This is a genomic window from Labrenzia sp. 5N, from assembly GCF_012395805.1.
Classification (GTDB): domain Bacteria; phylum Pseudomonadota; class Alphaproteobacteria; order Rhizobiales; family Stappiaceae; genus Roseibium; species Roseibium algicola.
Window position 1 is genome coordinate 650,074 of the sequence record NZ_JAAZTM010000020.1, and the last position, 21,085, is coordinate 671,158.

19 protein-coding genes are annotated in these 21,085 nt (G+C 56.8%); 7 read left to right on the forward strand and 12 right to left on the reverse strand.

Features of this window, described 5'->3' with window-relative positions:
• Nucleotides 1–203: 203 nt before the first annotated feature.
• Nucleotides 204–1,439, reverse strand: coding sequence for a GGDEF domain-containing protein (locus HEP89_RS23535; RefSeq protein ID WP_062488910.1), 1,236 nt, complete (start codon nt 1,437–1,439; stop codon nt 204–206).
• Nucleotides 1,440–1,580: 141 nt separating this feature from the next.
• Nucleotides 1,581–1,832 (reverse strand): hypothetical protein, encoded by a 252-nt coding sequence (locus HEP89_RS23540; RefSeq protein ID WP_152506738.1) that lies wholly within the window; start codon nt 1,830–1,832, stop codon nt 1,581–1,583.
• A gap of 233 nt (nt 1,833–2,065) precedes the next feature.
• Here HEP89_RS23540 and phaC point away from each other — a divergent pair, with 233 nt between their 5' ends.
• Nucleotides 2,066–3,871 (forward strand): class I poly(R)-hydroxyalkanoic acid synthase, encoded by a 1,806-nt coding sequence (gene phaC, locus HEP89_RS23545; protein ID WP_055653945.1) that lies wholly within the window; start codon nt 2,066–2,068, stop codon nt 3,869–3,871.
• 75 nt (nt 3,872–3,946) lie between these two features.
• On the opposite strand, the gene HEP89_RS23550 is transcribed toward phaC, so the two are convergent.
• The gene (locus HEP89_RS23550; RefSeq protein ID WP_168693189.1) at nt 3,947–6,268 is read right to left on the reverse strand and encodes an EAL domain-containing protein; all 2,322 of its coding nucleotides are present in this window, start codon (nt 6,266–6,268) and stop codon (nt 3,947–3,949) included.
• 327 nt (nt 6,269–6,595) lie between these two features.
• Between HEP89_RS23550 and HEP89_RS23555 the strand changes: the two genes are divergently transcribed.
• Nucleotides 6,596–7,201 (forward strand): DUF6653 family protein, encoded by a 606-nt coding sequence (locus HEP89_RS23555; protein WP_168693190.1) that lies wholly within the window; start codon nt 6,596–6,598, stop codon nt 7,199–7,201.
• Nucleotides 7,202–7,236: 35 nt separating this feature from the next.
• Here the strand turns inward: HEP89_RS23555 and HEP89_RS23560 are convergent, their stop codons facing one another.
• Both HEP89_RS23560 and speB read right to left on the reverse strand, forming a co-directional pair.
• Nucleotides 7,237–7,881, reverse strand: a complete 645-nt coding sequence (locus tag HEP89_RS23560; protein WP_077293013.1) for a hypothetical protein — start codon at nt 7,879–7,881, stop codon at nt 7,237–7,239.
• A gap of 18 nt (nt 7,882–7,899) precedes the next feature.
• Nucleotides 7,900–8,862: an agmatinase gene (speB, locus tag HEP89_RS23565; RefSeq protein ID WP_168686967.1), complete on the reverse strand. Its 963-nt coding sequence runs from the start codon at nt 8,860–8,862 to the stop codon at nt 7,900–7,902.
• Between the two features lie 286 nt (nt 8,863–9,148).
• Between speB and HEP89_RS23570 the strand changes: the two genes are divergently transcribed.
• The 3 genes from HEP89_RS23570 to guaD all read left to right on the forward strand — a co-directional run bounded on the left by HEP89_RS23570 (nt 9,149) and on the right by guaD (nt 11,863).
• Nucleotides 9,149–10,096, forward strand: a complete 948-nt coding sequence (locus HEP89_RS23570) for a cation diffusion facilitator family transporter (protein ID WP_055653938.1) — start codon at nt 9,149–9,151, stop codon at nt 10,094–10,096.
• Between the two features lie 103 nt (nt 10,097–10,199).
• Entirely contained in the window at nt 10,200–10,385 is a 186-nt protein-coding gene (locus HEP89_RS23575; RefSeq protein ID WP_168693191.1) for a hypothetical protein, read from the forward strand.
• Between the two features lie 182 nt (nt 10,386–10,567).
• On the forward strand, nt 10,568–11,863 hold the full coding sequence (guaD, locus tag HEP89_RS23580) for a guanine deaminase (protein WP_168693510.1): 1,296 nt from the start codon (nt 10,568–10,570) through the stop codon (nt 11,861–11,863).
• A gap of 44 nt (nt 11,864–11,907) precedes the next feature.
• On the opposite strand, the gene HEP89_RS23585 is transcribed toward guaD, so the two are convergent.
• Nucleotides 11,908–13,131, reverse strand: a complete 1,224-nt coding sequence (locus tag HEP89_RS23585; protein WP_168693192.1) for an MFS transporter — start codon at nt 13,129–13,131, stop codon at nt 11,908–11,910.
• A gap of 70 nt (nt 13,132–13,201) precedes the next feature.
• Here HEP89_RS23585 and HEP89_RS23590 point away from each other — a divergent pair, with 70 nt between their 5' ends.
• Nucleotides 13,202–13,648, forward strand: a complete 447-nt coding sequence (locus HEP89_RS23590; RefSeq protein WP_051990147.1) for a helix-turn-helix domain-containing protein — start codon at nt 13,202–13,204, stop codon at nt 13,646–13,648.
• A gap of 8 nt (nt 13,649–13,656) precedes the next feature.
• Here HEP89_RS23590 and HEP89_RS23595 read toward each other — a convergent pair whose 3' ends face one another.
• From HEP89_RS23595 to HEP89_RS23610, 4 genes are all read right to left on the reverse strand, one after another.
• Nucleotides 13,657–15,003, reverse strand: coding sequence for an MATE family efflux transporter (locus tag HEP89_RS23595; RefSeq protein ID WP_168693193.1), 1,347 nt, complete (start codon nt 15,001–15,003; stop codon nt 13,657–13,659).
• 204 nt (nt 15,004–15,207) lie between these two features.
• The gene (rpsI, locus tag HEP89_RS23600) at nt 15,208–15,684 is read right to left on the reverse strand and encodes a 30S ribosomal protein S9 (RefSeq protein WP_022999426.1); all 477 of its coding nucleotides are present in this window, start codon (nt 15,682–15,684) and stop codon (nt 15,208–15,210) included.
• A 2-nt stretch (nt 15,685–15,686) separates the two neighbouring features.
• The gene (rplM, locus tag HEP89_RS23605) at nt 15,687–16,154 is read right to left on the reverse strand and encodes a 50S ribosomal protein L13 (protein ID WP_006935155.1); all 468 of its coding nucleotides are present in this window, start codon (nt 16,152–16,154) and stop codon (nt 15,687–15,689) included.
• 459 nt (nt 16,155–16,613) lie between these two features.
• Nucleotides 16,614–17,039: a PaaI family thioesterase gene (locus tag HEP89_RS23610; RefSeq protein WP_168693194.1), complete on the reverse strand. Its 426-nt coding sequence runs from the start codon at nt 17,037–17,039 to the stop codon at nt 16,614–16,616.
• 243 nt (nt 17,040–17,282) lie between these two features.
• Here HEP89_RS23610 and HEP89_RS23615 point away from each other — a divergent pair, with 243 nt between their 5' ends.
• A complete protein-coding gene (locus HEP89_RS23615; protein ID WP_168693195.1) occupies nt 17,283–18,194 on the forward strand; it encodes a hypothetical protein in 912 nt (303 codons plus the stop codon).
• A 40-nt stretch (nt 18,195–18,234) separates the two neighbouring features.
• On the opposite strand, the gene HEP89_RS23620 is transcribed toward HEP89_RS23615, so the two are convergent.
• Together HEP89_RS23620 and bmt are read right to left on the reverse strand one after the other, a co-directional pair.
• Complete coding sequence (locus HEP89_RS23620) at nt 18,235–19,578, reverse strand: ferredoxin reductase family protein (protein WP_168693196.1); 1,344 nt, start codon at nt 19,576–19,578, stop codon at nt 18,235–18,237.
• Nucleotides 19,579–19,808: 230 nt separating this feature from the next.
• Nucleotides 19,809–20,837 (reverse strand): betaine--homocysteine S-methyltransferase, encoded by a 1,029-nt coding sequence (gene bmt / locus HEP89_RS23625; protein ID WP_055653920.1) that lies wholly within the window; start codon nt 20,835–20,837, stop codon nt 19,809–19,811.
• Nucleotides 20,838–21,085: the final 248 nt, after the last annotated feature.

Below are 21,085 nucleotides of genomic sequence, written 5' to 3' on the forward strand. Positions count from 1 at the left end.
TTTTAGAACATGATTGCTTTGGCAGTAGTCCTCGGTCGCCCTAGCTCCACTAACGGCTTAAATGTCCTACAAATCGCGGTGTGCTGGAGCAAAAATCTGGCGAGGAGTGAATGGCAAGGGAGCAGTAAGCGGACCGCCTTCCGGAGCCAGATCCACCATTCCACTGTCCCGGGCGCGTCGCGACAATCAAAGAAAGGAAGAGATCAGGCCGCCTTTTTCCGAAGCACGGAAAAACCGGTTCTTTTTGCGTCCTTGATAAGCCGGCCATTGGGCGCAAGATCCATCGTGACGATTTGTGCGCGGCCCTGTTTCTTTGCCCTGTGCAGGCCACCTTCAGCAGCTTCCATCGCACGCTCCAGCGGCGTCGAAACGCTGGCACTGACCAGACCGACGCTCGCGGTCACCATCAACCGGCCGCCAGACGCTTCCTGACATTCCAGCCCGAAACGCCTGCAGATCCTCTGGGCAGTCAAATGGGCGAGTTCCTTGTTGCCCTCCGGCAGGAACACGGCGAATCCGGCACCGCCTACCCGCCCTGAAATGGCGTTTTCGACCAGGGTATCCTTCAAGATGCGCGCGAACAGCTGCAGGAGCGCATCTCCCATCGCCTGACCGAAACGCTCGTTCACCGATTTGAACTGGTCCATGTCAAACAGGATGAGGCTGTAAATTCCCTTTGGGGAGGAGTTCGAAGCGATCCAGTCCTCCGCATCGTTGAGAAACGCCCGTCGGTTCGGCAGAGCTGTCAGGTCGTCCTGAAGAGCCTGCTCCCTGAAACCGTGCAAGGATCGTTCGATGACCATGGAAGCCGGCAGGACGATCGTCATGATGATCGAAAACAGAACGGTGATCAGGTAGGTGCTCATGAACCCTTCCGTGAACGTCGACTGGAAGGACGGGAACAGCAGTATGTTCTGGTGAAAGGTAAACCACATGAACCCCGCGGTTTCGACCAGCGTTGTCATGCCAAGCATACGTGCTGAATAGAGTTTCTCCCGATTTTCGAAGAACGCCATCCAAACGACCCAGAGACCACTCAGGATGAGCACCGACTGAACATAATTCACCCGGGTGAGGAAGTTGTCCTGAAATTCGGGAAACTGGCATAGAACGAGCCAGGCGAACGCTATCGTTGCGAACACCCAGACATGACCGCTGCGGCCCAGGAACACGGCGAAGCCGCTTCGCCTCAGGCCGGTCCCGAGAATGACCAGGAAGTTAGCGGCAACGATACTGAAAAGGTCCGGAATTGTCCCGCGAAATGCAAGGAGAACCGTCCCGCAAGCCGCCAGAAACATTCCTGCAGACCACAGGGCGAGGCTTCTCGAACAGGCAACGCTCCGTCCGGGCCAGAACATGTAAAAAAGGAACAGGATGACGCTACCGGCAAACTCGGCAATCATAATGCAGGTAAATAGTGTCGGTGTATCGAGCGTCATGAAAACAAAGGCCTTGCGATCAAGGCTTGCAGCCTAGACCGCCAGTCGTAAAGGAAAGATTTAATCCGTATATTTATCAATATTTTATCTTCTTTAGCCACCTCACATCATCCGCATATGTATTGGGCATCGTCCCCTGCGTCACTCAGACGCAAGTGTTTCCAGATAGGCCTGCGTCTCTTGCCTCTCCTTCGGATTGATGAGGCCGGAAGACTCGCCGGGATTGACGATTGCACCATAGCCTTTCGGTGCCGGGACGTTGCCTCTCCCCTGCCCGGGCTCGGTTTTCAGCGCATCAAGCAAGGGTGTCCCTGGCCCGACGGCGCATGCCGACAATCCAAAGGCGAGAAGCAGGCACCCACCCAGTGCCAGCACGTTCCGCATGCAGCTCAACCGATCCTCCACCACTTTGTTTCCTCGTCCATCCGATCGTCACAAATTTCCACTAGCCAGAGGGCCTGAACGTGGATTGAAATCCAATCGACGGAGACGTTACCTTGTGTCATAAATAGCCGATAGTTCAAAATATCGGCGAAAAAATAACAAGATAACGCGATTGAACAACAAGGGCTCACAGGCCTTTCGTGGGCTGAATGGGGCAAGACAACCGGAGGAAATCCCTGCCTATGGCTGATGACCGCGACCATCCCATGTTGCAGTATATCATCAACAACCCGGAAGCCTTTGCACAGAATCTTGCAAAGACGCTCGAGCAGGCAGGCAAGGCACTGGCGGCCTATATCGAGCCCCGGGAACAGGGCAAGATCACCCACGATTCGACCGACGAGCTGACCGGTGTCGTAAAGACCCTCGCTCAGGTTGGCGAATACTGGGCTTCCGATCCGCAGCGCGCCGTCGAGGCCCAGTCGCGCTTGTGGAGCGGCTATATCGATCTCTGGAATTCCTCGCTGAAACGGATGATGGGCGAACCGTCTACACCGGCGATCGAAACTCCGGCACGTGACAAGCGCTTTGCCGATCCGGACTGGGAAAAAAACCAGTTCTTCGATTTCATCAAGCAGCTCTACCTGATCACCAGCAAATGGGCGGAGGACATGGTCCACGACGCCCAGGGGCTGGATGAGCACACACGCCACAAGGCCGAATTCTACGTCACCCAGATCGCCAATGCCGTCTCCCCGTCCAATTTCGTGCTTACAAACCCCGAGCTGTTACGTCTGACACTGGAAAGCAACGGCGAAAACCTGGTCAAGGGTATGCGGCACCTGGTCGAGGATCTGAAAACCGGCAAGGGCGAGCTGAAGATCCGCCAGACCGACCCGACAAAATTCAAGCTCGGCGAGAACCTCGGCACCACGCCGGGCAAGGTGATCTCGCAGAACGACGTCTGTCAGGTAATCCAGTATTCGCCATCTACCGACGAGGTCCTGAAGCGTCCTCTCTTGATCGTTCCGCCGTGGATCAACAAGTTCTACATTCTCGACCTCAATCCGGAAAAATCCTTCATCAAGTGGGCGGTGGACCAGGGCCACACAGTGTTTGTCATTTCCTGGGTCAACCCGGACGAACGCCAGGCTCAAAAGAGCTTCGAGCATTATATGAAGGAAGGCATCCTCAATACGCTCGACGTCATCAAGCGGGCAACGCGCCAGGAAGAGGTCAATTCCATCGGTTACTGCGTCGGCGGCACATTGCTGGCGGTCACGCTTGCCTATATGGCAAAGATCGGCGACGACCGCATCAAGACCGCGACCTTCTTCACCACACAGGTCGACTTCACTTTCGCAGGTGACCTGAAGGTGTTCGTCGATGAAGAACAGATCTCGGTCCTTGAAAAGAGGATGGCCGAGCACGGCTACCTGGACGGCTCCAAGATGTCGTCCGCCTTCAACATGCTGCGCTCCAACGATCTGATCTGGTCCTATGTGGTCAACAACTACCTGAAGGGCCAGGACCCCTTCCCGTTTGACCTGCTCTACTGGAACTCGGATTCCACACGCATGCCCGCCGCGAACCATTCGTTCTATCTGCGCAATTGTTATCTGGACAACAAGCTGTCCAAGGGCGAAATGGAAATCGCGGGCGAGCACCTGGATCTCTCCAAGGTGACCATTCCGATCTTCAATCTGGCAACGCGTGAAGACCACATCGCACCGCCGAAATCGGTCTTTCTGGGGTCTGGCTGTTTTGGTGGCCCGGTCGATTACGTGCTGGCAGGTTCCGGGCATATTGCCGGTGTGGTCAACCCGCCTGCAAAGAAGAAATACCAGTTCTGGACAGGCGCGGAAGCCAAGGGAACGCTGGAGAACTGGCTCAAGAATGCCGAGGAACACCCTGGTTCCTGGTGGCCTTACTGGGATCAGTGGATCCGCTCGCATGACGACGCCAAGGTCAAGGCCCGCAAACCGGGTGCAAACCGGGTCAAGATCCTTGAGGATGCGCCCGGCTCTTATGTAATGACCAAGGTGTAACGTGCTGCGCCAGGACGCATCCCCGCGAGCTCCAATCTCCCGGCGCTGACAACGGCTGTTTCCGAAGCGTATATCTCAACCGAAATGCGCGTCCAGAGGCGTCAATGTCATGGCCAGCAGCTTGCCGAACTTGCGGGCGGCCATCGGGCGGCCGAAATGATAGCCCTGGACGACTTCACAACGGCAGCTGGCAAGAAAGGCCTGCTGCTTTGCGGTTTCCACGCCCTCTGCCACGACACAGAGCCCAAGTTCCCGCCCGAGGGAAATGATGGCCTTTGCGATACATCGGTCGCTTTCGTCGAAATCCAGATCGCTGATGAAGCTGCGGTCGATCTTGAGCCTTGTCAGCGGAAAGCTTTTCAGCGCGGCGAGACTTGAATATCCGGTGCCGAAATCATCTATGGCGAGCTTCACGCCCAGCCGGCGGAAATCGTCCATCAGTCCAACGGCCTGATCCGCATTCTTGATCAGCAGGCTTTCGGTCAGCTCCAGCTCAAGGTAGGTCGCGGCAAGTCCGGTTTCCTCGAGTGCATCGCGAACATCCGAAATCAAACCGTCGTCCCGGAACTGACGGGCGGAAACATTGACGCCAACCGTAATCGGCATCAGGCCACTTTCCTGCCATTCCTTGTTCTGCCGGCAGGCTTCGCGTGTCACCCATCTGCCCAGAGGCACGATCAGGCCGCTTTCTTCCGCCAGGGTGATGAACTCGCCCGGCATCATGCGACCAAGTGCCGGATGTTGCCAGCGCACCAGCGCTTCCGCACCGACGATACGGCCGCTAACCAGATTGTATTGCGGCTGGTATTCCAGGAAAAACTCGCCGTTCTCGATGCCGGTCCGCATTTCCTCCAGAAGTGTCAGCTTGTTGACCGAACGTTCCGGACGGGTCTGCTCATAGACCTTGAAGCTGTCACGTCCTGCGGACTTTGCTTCGAACATCGCCTTGTCGGCATTCCGTAAAAGCTGTGCTGCACTGTCTGCATCCTGCGGATAACACGCAGCACCAATGCTGCAGGTAACATGGAACGACAGGTCATCGATCTGGATCGTTTTGGTGATCTCGTCCCGCAGCCTTGCCATGAATTCGTTGAGGGCGGCTTTCTCTGCCGTGTCACGGTCGACAATCAGGACAAATTCGTCCCCCCCGAAGCGGATGGCCTGATGAGCACCGTCGTGGACGGCCATGATCCGTTCCGCGACAATCATCAGCACCTGGTCGCCAATCGCATGTCCGAAGCTGTCGTTGACGAACTTGAAATTGTCGAGATCAACAAAAACGACGGCAACAGGCACGCCGGTCCTGTCACTTTCGGACACCTTTTCTTCCAGCTTGGTCTTGAACTCCTGCCGATTGGGCAGGCCTGTCAGGACGTCATGATTGGCCAGATAGCGGATCTTGCGTTCGGCTCGGTCACGCTCGACCGCTACGGACGCAAGCCGGGCAGCTTCCAGTGCAAGCTTCAGCTCGTGATCCGTCGGGCTGCGCGTTGACTTGGTGTAGAGCCCAAACGTGCCCAGAACCTTGCTGTCCTTGCCGAAAAACGGCACCGACCAGCAGGACCGCAATTCGAAAGGAGCAACAAGGTCGCGTACATCCTCCCACAGTCGGTCCTTCTGGATATCTTCGACGATGACACTCTCGCGGCGGAACACAGCGGTTCCGCATGAACCCATTTTCGGGCTCACAGGTATACCGTCGGTGATGTCCAGGTAGTCTTGCGGCAGGTTGGGACCGACAGTCGCCAGAAGATGCTCGCCTGTGTCATCCACAAGCATGATCGACCCCATAACTCCATCGAGTTGGTCTTCAATGGTCAATACGAGTGTCGTCAACACCTCGTTCAAGGGTCTGCCCGCAGCAATTTCCTGAAGGACCTTGTTCTGCCCCTGCTGCAGCAGTAACGCCCGTTTGCGCTCGGTGATGTCCCGCGAGAGGCCAACAATGCCGACGACTTCACCCTTGCTGTTTGTGACCGGGTACTTGGACGAGGAGAACCATTTCCGCTTGCCGTTCGCCAGAATTGACGGCTCCTCGAAATCGATACGCGGAATATTCGAGGCCATGATCTCCTGCTCGATCGCATGGAACTTGGACCCGGTCTCTTCTGGATGCAGCTCCAGATCGGTCTTGCCGATCAATTGCGAAGCATCATCGAGACCGACATCAAGCGCGACCTGCAAGTTCGCCATGACGAAGCGCGAGCTGCGGTCCTTCACATAGAGATAATCGGAAACCTCGTTAAGCAGTGTATGAAGCCAGTCGCCGCTGAGGCGAAGTTCGTCACTTCTTGACAGCTTCGTGATGTGGTTAAGCCGATCCAGCTCGGAGGCCAGGGACGAAACTATTTCGCTATTTTCCGCGTCCCCATCATCCTGGCTTGTTTGTAAGACCATGCTCCAGTCCAATTGATTGGATTTATCACTCTCAAGTATTTGGCTATTTTTGCCGATTTCAAACTAAAAAACAATGAACTGAACAGAACGCAGGCCTTTTTACTCATTAGTGTTTTATTATTCATCGAACGAACTAGCCCATCCGGGCAAACACATTGAAACTACACCAAAATCTCCAGGAGATATCGATTCAAATACTTAGTGATACCGATCTCTGACATAGGTATTTTTCACGATCTTTACTGTTGCTTGCGACAGAATGTTGTTTGCCAAGTCCCCGTTTCGCCGGGTAAGATTGCCGAATATCCGAAAGGCTGGCTTCAGCATATGCAAACCACGCAACGTCACCCGAGCCCCCTTGCCCGTCCGGCATTGAAAGATGCCAATGGCCTGAGAGCTCCCGTTCTTCTGCCCAAAGCAGCGACCGGCAGGCCAGCGCCTGCGCTGGCAACTTTCATGAAGATACTCGCACCTGGCATGTTGACCGGTGCCTTGTGGACGCAAGCCTGGCTTGGTGTCTGGGGCGCACTTCTGCTCGCTTTTGCGGTACTGGCAGGCGTGATCGCTGTCCCCAGGCTTGTCGGGGAAACCGGCAAGGCCTCCAGTTGGGCCAAACGCGTGAGCTTTGGAGAAAAGATCTGGCTCAACAGATTGTTCCTCCCCGTTCCCGCCACCGACAGTGCCCGGATTACAACGCTTTATCTCGTTTTCTGGATGGGTGGGCTGATTGCGTTGCTCGGCGGCTTCCTGTCATCGCCAATCCTGTCGCTGACAGGTCTGGCCGTTGCGTATGCGGCCCAGTTCGTCAGCTTCGGCAAGTTGATCCAGCTTTACCAGACCATGAAGGACAAAACCCCGCTCTACCGTTTCTGGACTGCTGTTCCGCACAACGACAACCTTCCCGGGAAGGCAGTGCGCAGCAAACACGGCTGATTTCCTTTGAATGTCTCCTTGAAGCGGGTCGCTGTTCAGTCGGCTGTGCTCAACTCCAGACTCACGATGGCGACCAGACCAAGTGCGGCAAGCGCAACTTGCTGCTCCTGCCCCGCGATCTTGCTGCGCAAATCCGGCTCGTGAATGTCGAGCACCCAATCCCTGCCCGTCACGAATCTCTTCAAACCTGACAGCAAACCGGCTTTCTTGCCTTCTGCCTGATCCCGATGTTTGCGGACCAGCGTCCCCACTGGATTGCCGTCTGCCAACAGCACCAGAGCTTCCGTGTCGCCACCAAGCATCGTGCGGACGGTTTGTTTGGCAACACTGTCAGGGTTGGCAAGGCTGAACTGAACATTGCTTCCAGGCACTTCCAGTTGCCAGCCCTGCTTCAAAGGTCCTCGTCCCCCGATTTGTCCGATGCTGACGTCCGCATCGGTCCTCAGTTGCCAGCTGCCAGTACCGGACCTGGATTTGCACTCGAGTGCCCAGGCAGTCTGTGGGCCGATGCGAATGCTTGTAACGCCTCTCATGTGCGGCTTGTCCAGTTCGAACACCATGGCAGGTGCTTCCTCGAGACTTTGCCCGGTGCCAAACACCTTGAACTGCCTGGCGACACCGGGCGGCAACGGCATGCTGCCCGGCGTTTTGACAAATCGGAAGCTGAGGTTCGTTTCCATGTTGCGCCTGTTCTGGCCTCAGCCTGCCTGTTTCCGCTTTTCGGCAAGCAGGCCAATGTAGGTCAGCGCGACGCTAGCGCCGGCAATCGAGGTGATATCGGCATGGTCGTAAGCCGGTGCGACTTCGACGACATCACCGCCGACGAAGTTCAATGACCCCAGCCCACGCAGAACCGACAATGCCTCGCGAGAGGACAGGCCACCGGAAACAGGCGTACCGGTACCGGGCGCAAACGCCGGGTCAAGGCAATCGATGTCGAATGTCATATAGGCCGGGCCATTGCCCACCCGGGCCTTGATCCTGTCGATCACGCCGCCGATACCCAATTCGTCCATCTCGTATCCATGAATGATTTCCAGCCCGCAAGTTTCGGGAGCATGGGTACGGATGCCGATCTGGATCGAACGGTCTGGGTCGATAAGGCCTTCTCGCACGGCGCGTCCAGTGAAGGTGCCGTGGTCGATCCGGTCGCCTTCATCGTTCCAGGTGTCCTGATGGGCATCGAATTGCACCAGGGCGAGCGGGCCATGTTTGGCCACGTGCGCCTTGAGAAGCGGATAGGTGACGAAATGATCGCCACCGATGGAAAACAGATGCGCCCCGGAAGCCAGAATATCAGAGGCCTGAGACTGGATGTGTCCGGGAATATCAGCGTTGCGGCCATAGTCGAATACACAGTCGCCGTAGTCCACGCAGGCAAGAACCTCAAAAGGGTCCATTTCGAACGGGTATTGCGGGTCGCCGTCGAAAATGGCGGATGCGCGGCGCACCCCCTGAGGACCGAACCGAGCCCCCGGACGGTTGGAAACAGAGGCATCAAACGGGATGCCCCAAACCGCCAGGTCAATCCCGGTCAGATCGCGGCTGTAGCGGCGGCGCATGAAGGACAGCGCGCCTGCATAGGTCGGTTCATGCGAACCGCCCTTGACCGATTTACCCAGAAATGCGTTGTCGGTTTCCCGCGGCAATTCTGCTGACATGACAATTTCCTTGAAGTCTGGTGTGGCAGGATTTTTGCGCCGCTCCGGATCAAGCGGCACGGACTGCCGGGTGTGTCATTTACCGGACACCCGAGGACGGTCTTTCAGGTTTTACCAGTGATGGATCGTCCCGCCAATCCCGAGCCGCAAGGCCCGCTACAGAGTGTTGAACCAGAACTTGTCCCCCGTCTCTTTGGTGCTGTTCCTGTTCCGCTTCTTGTCAACCGTGGGGATATGTCGAAAGATCGGGTCGCCCACCTCTCCGTGCAAAGGAAGGATCACAGCCATGAGCGACAGCGGCCATCACGACCATGCCGGCGGCGGTGCGCACGGCCATTCTCACGACCACGACCATGGTCAAGGGCACGACCATGATCACACCCCTGAAGTGACGGACAAGAACGCGCGCGCTGTTGCGTGGGCAGGGCTTTTGATTGCTGCCTTCATGTTTGCGGAGCTGATCGGTGGCTGGCTTTCAGGGTCTCTGGCGCTGATGGCGGACGCCGTCCACATGGTTACGGATGCCGCATCGCTGGGTTTGGCCTGGTGGGCCTTTCAGCAATCCAAGAAACCTGCAGATGCCCGGCTAACATATGGCCGCGACCGGTTACCGGTACTGATTGCCTTCGCCAATTCCATATTCCTGCTGGTGGTGACAGGCTGGATCTGCGTGGAAGCTGCCGGGCGCTTCATGGAGCCGGAGACCGTTCTTGCAGGCCCGATGTTCATCATTGCCGTAATCGGCCTTCTGGTGAATATCGGCGCCTTTTTCATTCTGCAGCGAGGCGGCGACGGATCGCTCAACATGCGCTCTGCGATCCTGCATGTGCTCGGCGATCTACTCGGCTCCGTTGCGGCGATCGCGGCCGCCATCGTCATCTATTTCACGGGTTGGTATCCGATTGACCCGATCCTGTCGGTTTTCGTCGCTGTGCTGATTGTTCGTTCTGCGGTCGCGGTAATGCGCCAGTCCGCGCATATCCTGCTGGAAGGCGCACCGGCAGACATCGACAGGGACACCCTGAAAACCGATCTGTTGAATGAAGTCCCTGGCCTCGCCGACGTTTATCACATCCATCTCTGGTCGCTGGCCGAAGGCAAGGTGAATGCCACCATGCATGCCATCTTGAAACCGGAAGACAGTCCGGACGCCGTTTTGCAGCAAATCCGCGAGCGGTTGAAGACAAGGCATGGCATCGGCCACGTGACGATCGAGGTAACTGAAGGCTCCTGAGTTTCTGAGATTTCTGAGGACACCCTTCCCGATCATTGCCGCTGTTTTGAAGTCCCCAACCGTTTACGCGAGATTATCTCTTGCCGGTTAGCCTGAAGTCAGGATGGCTGGCTATGACAGAAATTCGGCGCAGGACCCGGCACCAACGGCCTGGAACGCCAGAAACGAAAACACCGCAATTCCGGAAGGTGCGGCCACCATTTTCACGTTTTATGCCTGTCTTGCCATTCTCGCCACACTGGCAGCGCTGGGTGGAGCGCTATTTTCCCTGGCTGGATCCGGGCAATAAAGTCGGCTTGCCTCACACACATATTTTGTCCTCGGGATTATTTCCCGTCTTTCTTCGAATTGCGCGGCGATCCACGGGATACCGTCACGGGACCGTTGTCGCCTTGCGCCTCCAGGACTAAAACGAGGAACAAACTGGCAATTGCCGGTCCATCTCCATGAGGAATTCCTGCCGTGGCAGACATGACCCCGAAGATCCTGCGCGGCAGGCTGCTTTCTTTCTCCACCGCCCCCAAAGGGCCGGATGACACGGACGCTTACAGCTATATCGAAGACGGTGCCCTTCTGCTTCGGGGCGGCAAGATTGCTGCTTGCGGCGAGTTTGCGGACGTTGCTGCCACCGCCGATGAAGGAACGGCCATCATCGATCATCGGCCACATCTGATCCTGCCCGGCTTCATCGACACCCATATTCATTTCCCCCAAGCACAGGTGATTGCGTCCTGGGCGGACCAACTGCTGGACTGGCTGAACGACTACACGTTCCCGGCAGAAATGAAGTTTGCGGACAAGGCTCATGGGGAACGGATCGCCAAGGCCTTTTATGACGCGCTTGTTGCCCATGGCACCACCACGGCCTCCGCCTATTGTTCCAGCCATCCCGCCTCGGTCGACGCCTATTTCGAGGAGGCGGAACGGCGCGGCATGTTGATGCTGGGTGGCAAGACAATGATGGACCGGAACGCGCCTGCCGATCTGTGCGACACTGCTCAAAGCGCCTATGACGACAGCAAGGCTTTGCTGAAAAAATGGAATGGACGCGGACGGGCGCATTACGTCGTCACCCCGCGCTTTGCAATCACGTCGACACCCGGGCAGCTTGAAGCTGCCGGAACATTGTTGAGGGAATATCCGGACTGCCATTTGCAGACCCACATCAACGAAAACCACAACGAAATCGCCTACACGCTGGAACTCTACCCGGAAGCGGCAGACTATCTTGGCGTTTACGAAGGGTTTGGCCTGCTCGGCCGCAAGACCTTGCTCGGTCACTGCATCCATATGAACGACCGGGAACTGGGTGTCATGCGGGAAACCGGCTCCGTTGCCGTTTTCTGTCCGACGTCAAACCTGTTCCTCGGCAGCGGTCTCTTCAACAAGGCCGGGCTGGAGCAGGCTGGCGTTCGCACGGCCATCGCCACCGACGTTGGCGGTGGCACAAACTATTCCATGCTGCGCACGCTCGACGAAGGCTACAAGGTTCTGCAGCTCCAGCGCCAGCGCCTCCACCCTCTCGCCTGTTTCCACTGGATAACGCTTGGCAACGCCGAAGCGCTTTCACTGCAAGACAGGATCGGCACACTGGAGCCGGGCACAGATGCGGACCTTGTGGTCCTGAATGCGCGTGCGACCCAACCGATGGCCTTGCGGATGGAAACCGCCGAATCTCTATCGGAAGAGCTTTTCGTGCTGCAGACCCTTGGCGATGATCGTGCTGTCGTTGAAACCTATGCAGCGGGTAAAGCCTTGAAGTCCTGACACCTTGGCCGGGGCACACCTAAATGCCCCGGCTTTTGGCCGCTTCAGCCAGCGTGCCTTGGCCTGAATGGGCGAAACAGCAACAAGCTGAACCCCGCAGCGGCGAACAGGACCAGCGCCAGCGCTGTTCCCCGGTAGACAGTGGCAAAACCGAAGTCCTGAATGGGCATTGTCAGGACCAGCGGCGAAACGACCTGGCCCAGAAACATTGCTGTCGTCACGATGCCCGAAACGCTGCCACGCCGTTCTTCCGGTGCGACTTGCAACGCAAGCAGCAGAAACGACGGCTGCACAAGAGAATAACCCGCCCCGACCAGCGCAGCACCGCCGAGGATGAGCGGCCAGAGAGCGTCTATCGAAAGAATGGCGAATCCCAGCCCCATCAACACAAAGCCGATGCTGAAAGACGCAGACAGGCCGACGAGGGAGCTGATCCTCTTGTAGGCAATCGCAACCACGCCTCCGGTCAGTGTCAATGCACCTAGCCCCATTGCCGTTCCAGAAGCGCTATCGATGCCGTTTTCATCGAGATAATACGGCAACTGGCTGGGCATCAGGAAAAAGAACATGACGGTGACCATGGTCAGCAGGCCAACAGCCAATGCGGGAACAAGCCATCCTTTTTGCGAGGCAAGGTCTGTATTTGCGGCTGTGCTGGCCGCACTCTCGCGGCGAGTGTTTCTTTCCTGTTGCAGGATCGGCAGCAACAGCGGCACCAGCAGAACAGGCAACATATAGACCAGGAACGGCAAACGTGGAGACAGGCCTGCAAGCCAACCGGCAAAGCCGATGAACAGGAAACCACTGAAGTTGATCGCCGCCGTCTGCCATCCCATAAAGGCACTTCGGCGCTGACCGGAAAACAGGTCCCCAACCAGCGCAACCTGCGCAGTCATCGTCATGGCGACCGCAACACCCAGCAAAAGACGACTCACCAGGATCGACTGCAGGTCTGGCAGGTAGGCTCCAGCGCTACCGGCAAAGGCAAACAGAAGAACACCAGCCAGCAGTAGCGGACCTCTTCCGAACCTGTCTGCCGCCAGCCCGGCGAACGGTGCGATCAGAACAACGGACAGCGACGGCGCTGCGACCAGGAAGCGGGTCAGATAGGCCGCCGCGGGTTCATTCGGAAAGCTTGCCTCGAGCGCGGGAAGCGCCGGGCTGATGGTCGCATTTGCCATGATTTTCAAAGTTGCCGTCATCAGCAGCGCGATTGCTGCTGTTTCCAGCCAGAGCGGTCGACCTGTTGATCGAGGTTGAGAAGACATAATGGATTTTCCTTGCCTTTTGAAAGCCAGGAGCACAGCCTACAAATTCAAGTCGACTTGAGGTCAATAGATGAAATTAATGGATATTTCCGAAGTATCGAAACAAACGGGCATCGCTGCATCGGCCATTCGCCACTACGAGGAAAAGGGTTTGATCACGTCCGTGGGTCGCCGGGGGCTGAAGCGTCTGTTCGGACCGGAGGTGCTGGACCAGCTTGCCCTGATCACGCTTGGCAAGACCGGTGGCTTTTCGCTGGAAGAGATCAAGTCAATGTTCGGCTCCGACGGCCGCCCTGCCCTCTCACGGCCCGGTCTTCACATGAGAGCAGATGAACTCGACAGACAAATCCACACGCTGGAAGCACTTCGCGACATGATCCGTCACGTCGCCGACTGTCCTGCACCGTCACACATGGAATGCCCGAAGTTCCAGCAACTGATCCGTATCAGTGGTCGAAGAAGCCGAAGTGAGCGCGTCACACACAAGTTGCCTCCGGTCAAACCGGGTCGAATGTGATTGACCGGCTACCTTCTTGAAAAGAACAGGATGACCTGACGCGCCTGACGCTGAAAGAGCCCCGGTTCTCGCGGTTTCTCATGATGCTCCTCGACGGAGCGAATGACACCACGCACGATGAGGATGGCAGCGACACCGAACAAGACGCCTCCGGTTGCCTGACCGATCAGGACACCAGGCGCCCCATAGAGCGCTCCCCCGATCCAGACGAAGGGAATCGTACCGACCGTGTGCCTTCCCCAGTTGAGCATGGTTGAATAGAACGGCCGGCCCAGATTGTTGAAGCAGGCGTTCGCAACAAAGATGGCGCCGTTGAAAAAGAAGGCCAGCGCCAAGGGACCGCAGAAAAGGAAAATCAGGGTCAGGGCAACACCTTCGGCCTCGAACAGATGCGCGATCGGTTCACGAAGCATGAACAGGACCAACGCGGCCAGGCCGACCACAAGTGCCGTAAACAGAAGCGCTTCGCGCAGCGTGTCACGCACCCGGTCGAACCGTCCCGCCCCATAGTTCTGCCCCACGATGGGCCCCACGGCTCCGGACAGCGCAAAGATGGTTGCAAAGGCCAATGGCGACATTCTCGCGACAACCGCCATGCCTGCGACGGCCGCTTCACCGAATTCGGCCATTGACCGGGTTACCCAGGCCTGCCCCACCGGTGTCGCGAGTTGGGTAAGAATTGCTGGACAGGCAATCGCGGCAATTGGCGACATGTCCCTGAAAAGAGCCTTCGGACGCGGCAATGTCAGGCCGCCGTGGTAGCGGAAGATCGGTACCAGCGCGAAAACGGCAATGGCGACGCGGGATGCTGCGCTGGCTATTGCTGCCCCTGTCAGTTCCAGGTCGAAGCCGAAGATCAAAATCGGATCAAGCACTGCATTCACCAGCCCGCCGACAATGGTCGACATCATCGCCCACCGGGCATCGCCATGCGCTCTCAGAACGGCTCCGCCTGCCATGCCGAGCAACAGGAGAGGCAACGTCGGAACGATGATTGCTAGATAATGAACTGCGAGATCATGGGTCTGACCGGTCGCGCCGATCAACGTGACAAGCGGCCCCAGAGAAATCCAAACGGCCAGTGCAAAGACCGCGCTGAAAAGGAACCCCGCCGTAAGAGCATTGGAAGCCTGTTGCCGTGCCTCCTCTTTGTCCCCTGCCCCCAGTGCCCTGGCCACCAGCGCACCGGCGGCAATGGCAACGCCGATGTTGAACGAGGTGGTGAAGAAAAGGATCGCGCCGGCGTATCCGACTGCCGCCGCCAGTTCCGCCTTGCCCAGCATGGAAATAAAGATCATGTCGACAAAGTCGACAGCAAAGATCGCCATCAGACCGATAGACGCGGTCAGGGACATTACGGTCACATGGCGAAACAGACTTCCAGACAGAAATTTTGCCTGGGTTGTAGATGCCTGATCTTTCACATTCGAACTCAGCGGATTGTCCTCCTCATGGGTGGCTGCAAACGTGCCAAAGCCCTAGCAGGCATTGATGCCAACAAAAAACCCGCCGGATCGCTCCGGCGGGTTTTTCGAACTGGTAACTTCCAGATCCAGCGATTAACGCTTGGAGAACTGGAACGACCGGCGTGCCTTGCGCTTACCGAACTTCTTACGTTCGACAACGCGGCTGTCGCGGGTCAGGAAGCCGTTCTTCTTCAGAACCGCACGCAGTTCCGGCTCATAGTGGGTCAGAGCCTTGGACAGGCCGTGACGCACAGCGCCAGCCTGACCGGACAGACCACCACCGGTAACCGTTGCGATAACGTCGTACTGGCCTGCACGATCGGTCAGCATGATCGGCTGCTGAAGGATCATCTGAAGAACCGGGCGAGCGAAATACTCGGTGTAGTCCTTCTTGTTGATCACGATCTTGCCGGTGCCCGGCTTGATCCAGACGCGGGCAATAGCGTCTTTACGCTTGCCGGTTGCATATGCACGGCCATTGGCGTCCAGCTTCTGGACATGGACCGGAGCTTCGGGGGCAGCGGTTTCGACCGCACCGCCCAGTTCTTCCAGGGATTGCAGCTCAGCCATTGTTAAGCCCTCTTGCCGTCATTCTTTGCGTTGAGGCCCTTGACGTCGACGAGTTCCGGCGACTGAGCTTCGTGCGGGTGGGTCGGACCAGCGTAGACCTTGAGGTTCTTCAGCTGCTTGTTGGACAGAGGACCGCCCGGCATCATGCGCTGAACGGCTTTTTCCAGAACGCGCTCCGGGAAACGACCTTCGAGGATTGCACGTGCGGTGCGCTCCTTGATGCCGCCCGGGTGGCCGGTGTGCCAGTAGTACTTCTTGTTGTCGTACTTGCGGCCGGTGAACACAACCTTGTCGGCATTGATGACGATGACGTTGTCACCGGTGTCAATGTGAGGCGTGAAGGTCGGCAGATGCTTGCCACGCAGGTGATTGGCGATGAATGCGGCGAGACGGCCGACAACCATTCCTTCTGCGTCGATCAAGATCCACTTTTTCTCGACCTCAGCCGGCTTGGCAGAGAAGGTCTTCATGAGATTGATCCGTACTGGTCGGTTAAAGAAAAGGCCCGCGCGGCCTGTAACAAGCCAGCGAACGGACCGAAATTTCGTTCGGGGGCGCTTATACGCTCACGCAGAATAAGCGTCAAGCACGATATTTTCACCACCCCTCTTATTTCTTTATATTTTTCAACAACTTAAAAAAACGGTATTATAATACCGCAAATTAGAACCCATAAATTCGTGCCAAACCTGGCCAGGTGCTGATCATCCAGACAACGGTGATGCTTGCATTCCCCGTATCAGCCAATGTCTATCGCCCCAACAAGATCAGGAAAAATGGCCAAAAGCTTCCCGATCTAAAAAGATTCGATCAGTTGGCCGGCACAATGAACCGGACCTCCATTTCAGCAGTCCCGAAGGAGAAACTCGTAATGCCGTAAGGCGCAGCAGGCAATCAGCCTGACATCGAGGCCGCCAGTCCGGATACTATCAGCGGGGAGGAACGGAATAGGTCGCCGTGGCATGAGCCACGAGTTCTTCCTGTCCCTCACCTGCAATTTCGCAATCGACAACGGCAAGACGCTTGCCGAGTTTCAACAGGCGGCACGTGGCGAGAAGATCTCCCGCCTCAGGTTTCCGCAGAAAGTTGATGTTGAGATTTGTGGTAACGGCAAGCGCGACCGGTCCAATATGAGCCAGGATCACGACGTAAGCGGCCAGGTCGGCAAGCGCCATCATGGAAGGACCTGAGACTGTGCCCCCCGGGCGCAGGTGCAGCTCGTTGGCGGAAAGGCGCAGGACCGCTTTCCCGGGTGAGACGCTGTCGATCGAATAAACTCGACCACCTGCATGGATTTGCGGAAATTCCTTGTCCAGCATTTCCATGATTTCGGTCTCAGTCATAACCGGTGTCATGTAGCCTCCCCTACCACTTTCTTTTTCAACTCATAATCTGATTTCATCTTACGTTCACGTCAATTCGATTCTTGGGCAAAAGCGGATCCAGACACACAAGGGCCTCACTTCAGTCCTCTGTCAGGCTTTCGTTTTTCAGATAATGAGGGTCTTCAATTGATCAGACTGATTGCAGCCTTGTGCAAAGTATTTTCCGCTCGCAGCCTTCGCCCCTTGCCGTCGCTTGTTGCGGCTGCCTCGATAATGACGTTCCCCGGTATCGCCGTGGCCGACGTCAAACATTACCTCTACACCAGTGCAGGTGCGTTTTCCGAGACACGTGAGCTATTGCACAATCCGGCGATTTCGGGCGTTCAGATCCTCTACAACTGGCGAATGCTTGAACCGGAAAAAGGTCGTTATGACTTTTCCGCAATCGAGCGGGACCTCGCCGTAGCCCAAAAATTCGACAAGGCGTTTTTTCTCCAACTTCAGGACCGCTTCTTCTGGGAAGGTGCTCGCTTTGTGCCGGACTATTTGCTGAAAGATCCGCTCTATGCAGGCGGTCTTGCCCGGCAGGTGGATGACAGTGAAGCCGAAACCCCGACACCAGAAGGCTGGGTAGCCGTTCAATGGAATGAAGCGGTTCGCTCCCGTTACCAGGCTCTATTGACTGCCCTTGCGGACCAGTTCGATGGCCGCATCGAAGGCCTCAACCTGCCGGAAAGCTCGATCGACGTTGACAGACGCAAGGACGAGACAGGCTTCAGTTGCGACGCCTATTTCAACGCGACATTGGAAAACATGGTCCATGCGCGCAAAGCGTTCCAGGCATCCCATGTCGTTCAATACGTCAACTTCTGGCCATGCGAGTGGGAAAACAGTGAAGGCTACATGCAGCGCAGTTTCGAAAAAGCAGCCGAACTCGGAATCGGTCTGGGCGGTCCCGATATCGTTCCGCATCGAAAAGCACAGATGAAGAATTCCTACCCCTTCTTTCACCAGTACCGGGACAAATTGCCGGTCATCGCGATGGCGATCCAGGAGCCCACTTTGGAGTACATCAATCCGGAAACGGGCAAGACCTTTACCCGTTCGGAATTTATCAAGTTTGCCACCGACTATCTTGGCGTTGACATCATCTTCTGGAGTGCGTCAGCCCCCTGGCTGCAATAAGCTTTTCCCGCACGAAGCGGGCTTTCGCAGGTCGGAGGCCCTATTCTGCTGGCTGTGTCTTTTCGGCGCGGCGTTTTTCGATTGCGTAAATTCCCCGATCCCAAAGCCAGACCGCCAGTCTGCCCAGGCCAATACCGGTTCGCATCTGAAACTCCTCGAAGTGAAACCGGCTGGCTCGCAAGCCTTTCAGCACGAGACTGCTCTTCAGCGTCTTGCGAAGAGGCGCAGGCCCGCAAAAGAAGACATGGGCATTGCGCAGATCGCCCTTCAGGTCTTCGACAATCCGTTCGGGCGTCAGCCTGACGCCTTCAAGCGAATTGACGATCATCAGCTCAAGCTTGCCGGTTTCTTCAGCCAAATGCTGAAGGTCAGCCACATATGGAATGTCGCCACGCTCGCGCACACAATAGTAGAGCTTTACCGGCCCGCTCTCCCGGTGTTTCAGGCTCTGCGCAAACGCAAGGAAGGGAGTTATTCCGACACCGGCGGCAATCCAGACCTGAGGATCCCGTCCGGACGGCATCGAGAAATTGCCATAAGGACCGGAAACCGTAGCCTCCATGCCTACCTTCAGCTCGCGGTACAGGCGGCTGGTGTAGTCGCCAAGATCCTTTATCGTGAAACGCAGCGACCTGTCATCGCGTGGTGCGGCACTGAGTGTAAACGGATGTTCCTCCGTCAAGCCTCCTCCCGTTACCGAAAGGAAGGCGAACTGTCCGGCCACATGTTTCAGCCCTCGCCCCCTCGGCTCCAGGAGCACTTCCGTCAGGCCATTGATGTGACGAACGGAGACAACCTTGTAGGCGTGGCCACGTGGTGCCAACGGCCGCAGAACAGACATCCATAGATAGGAAACAAGGCCGAGCACACAGAACGCAGAAACGTAAAGCCCGAGCGGGTCTGCGTTCGCAAACGGCTTTTCAATAAAGAAGTAATGGAATGCTCCCATGAAAAAGAAGACGCCGATCAGCCGGTGGCTCCACTTCCACAAGTGGTAGGGAATGAAGGTGATGACGGATGCCAGCACCAGGATCAGAAGACCGTAAAGGCTAACCTCACCTATGTCTTCAGCAGCGTCGGCCAGCGGCCCACCACGCAAACCGTCCATATCCGCATCGATGATGTCGTGCAGTCCCAGGCCCACCATCGCGATGATGCCGAGCCATTTGTGCAAAACGTAGATCCGGTCGAGCGGCCCGAACACCAGTTCCAGCCCCGGTATGCGCGTCGCCAGGAATTGGTTGATCCCCATCACGATTAATGCAGCGGTTCCAAGATACTGGCTGAAAAGCGCCACCGGATCTCGCGATGCAGCCAACGGGGCGAACCAGAAAAGAGGGATCAGGGCAGCCAGAGCAATCAGTGCAAGTCCAACAGGGCGCAAAACATGTGTCCGTTTCTGGCTTCAGGCTCGAAGCGGTTCCGTTAGCTTGCGGATCGGACGGCGCGCAGTTCCTACTCATGCAGCATCGCGACTTGCCGACCTTCCGCAAAACGATCGGGATGCGTTAGAGGGCTTACGTGACAGCTGCAACACTGTTGCAGGACTTTCGACGAAAAAAGGCGCCTATTGGCGCCTTTTTAAAACCCTGACTTGTGGCTTGAGCGCGAGATCTAGCTGCGCCTGCGACCCCTGCGCCGACCGGAGCCCGAACCGTCGTTTTCTGCGCGGGCGGCATCAGCTTCCTTGTTCGGAGGCGAAACAAGCGGACCGATTTCGGCAATTACCTCGTTCAGCGTCGGCCGGGCACCCGCCTGGTGGGCATCCAAGGCTGCGCGCATTGCAGCCAGATGGATCGGCGACGTGCCGCAGCAGCCACCGACAATCCGCGCACCTGCATCAAGGGCCATATGTGCGTATTTTGCCATCAGCTCCGGCGTTCCGGTGTAGACCACTTCATCGCCCTTGATCTGAGGGATGCCGCAGTTGGCTTTCGCCACGATTATCGCATCAGGATAGGCTTCGGTGATGTCCATGATCGCTGCCAACAGATCCGACGCACCGACACCGCAATTGGACCCGATCGCGACGGGCGTGCAGGCAAACTGGCTCTGAAGGTCGCCAAGACCCTTGGGGGAAAGACCCATCATCGTCTTGCCGGCTGTATCGAAACTGGCAGTAATGACCAATGGCAAGTCGAAATTCTGCGCTGCTTCAGCGGCAGCCTTCATTTCTTCGACGGCTGACATGGTTTCGACCCACAAAATGTCGGCACCACCTTCAACAAGGCCTTCCATCTGTTCCTTGAAGGCTGCAACACCCTCTTCATAGCTGAGTGCGCCAAGAGGTTGAAAAAGTTCGCCGGTCGGTCCGACGGAACCTCCGATCAGAACGGTCCGTCCGGAAGCTTCGGCCACATCGCGCGCCAGCTTGACGGCGGCAATGTTGAGTTCCCTGACGCGCCCCTCCGCCTTGTGCAACTTCAACCGATGACGATTGCAGCCGAAGGTATTGGTCAGAATGATATCGGATCCCGCATCGACAAACGACTTGTGAAGCGCAGTGATCTTTTCCGGTTCATCCGTGTTCCATAATTCCGGAGCGTCACCGGAAACGAGACCCATTTCGAACAGGTTCGTTCCGGTTGCACCATCGGCAAGCAACGCCCCCTTCTGGGCAAGGAGCTCTTCCAGCTTGGACATTCAGCAGTCTTTCGTCTTGTTGGTGTCGTCTTCGCCCGTTTTCAGGCCTGTTTCTGCAATAGCAGACCGCACCGGGAAATCCATGTGCGCAAATTATCTTCTACGAAGCCCTGGCCTGCGCGGTTAGGCGTAAAGGTGGTATTTCTGTACGGCAAGGTGACCTCGACCTTCACTTGGTCGCCAATTCCGAAACCACTTTTCACTGTGCGAAGTCAATGGACTTTCCGGCGAAAATGAAGCAACAAAGC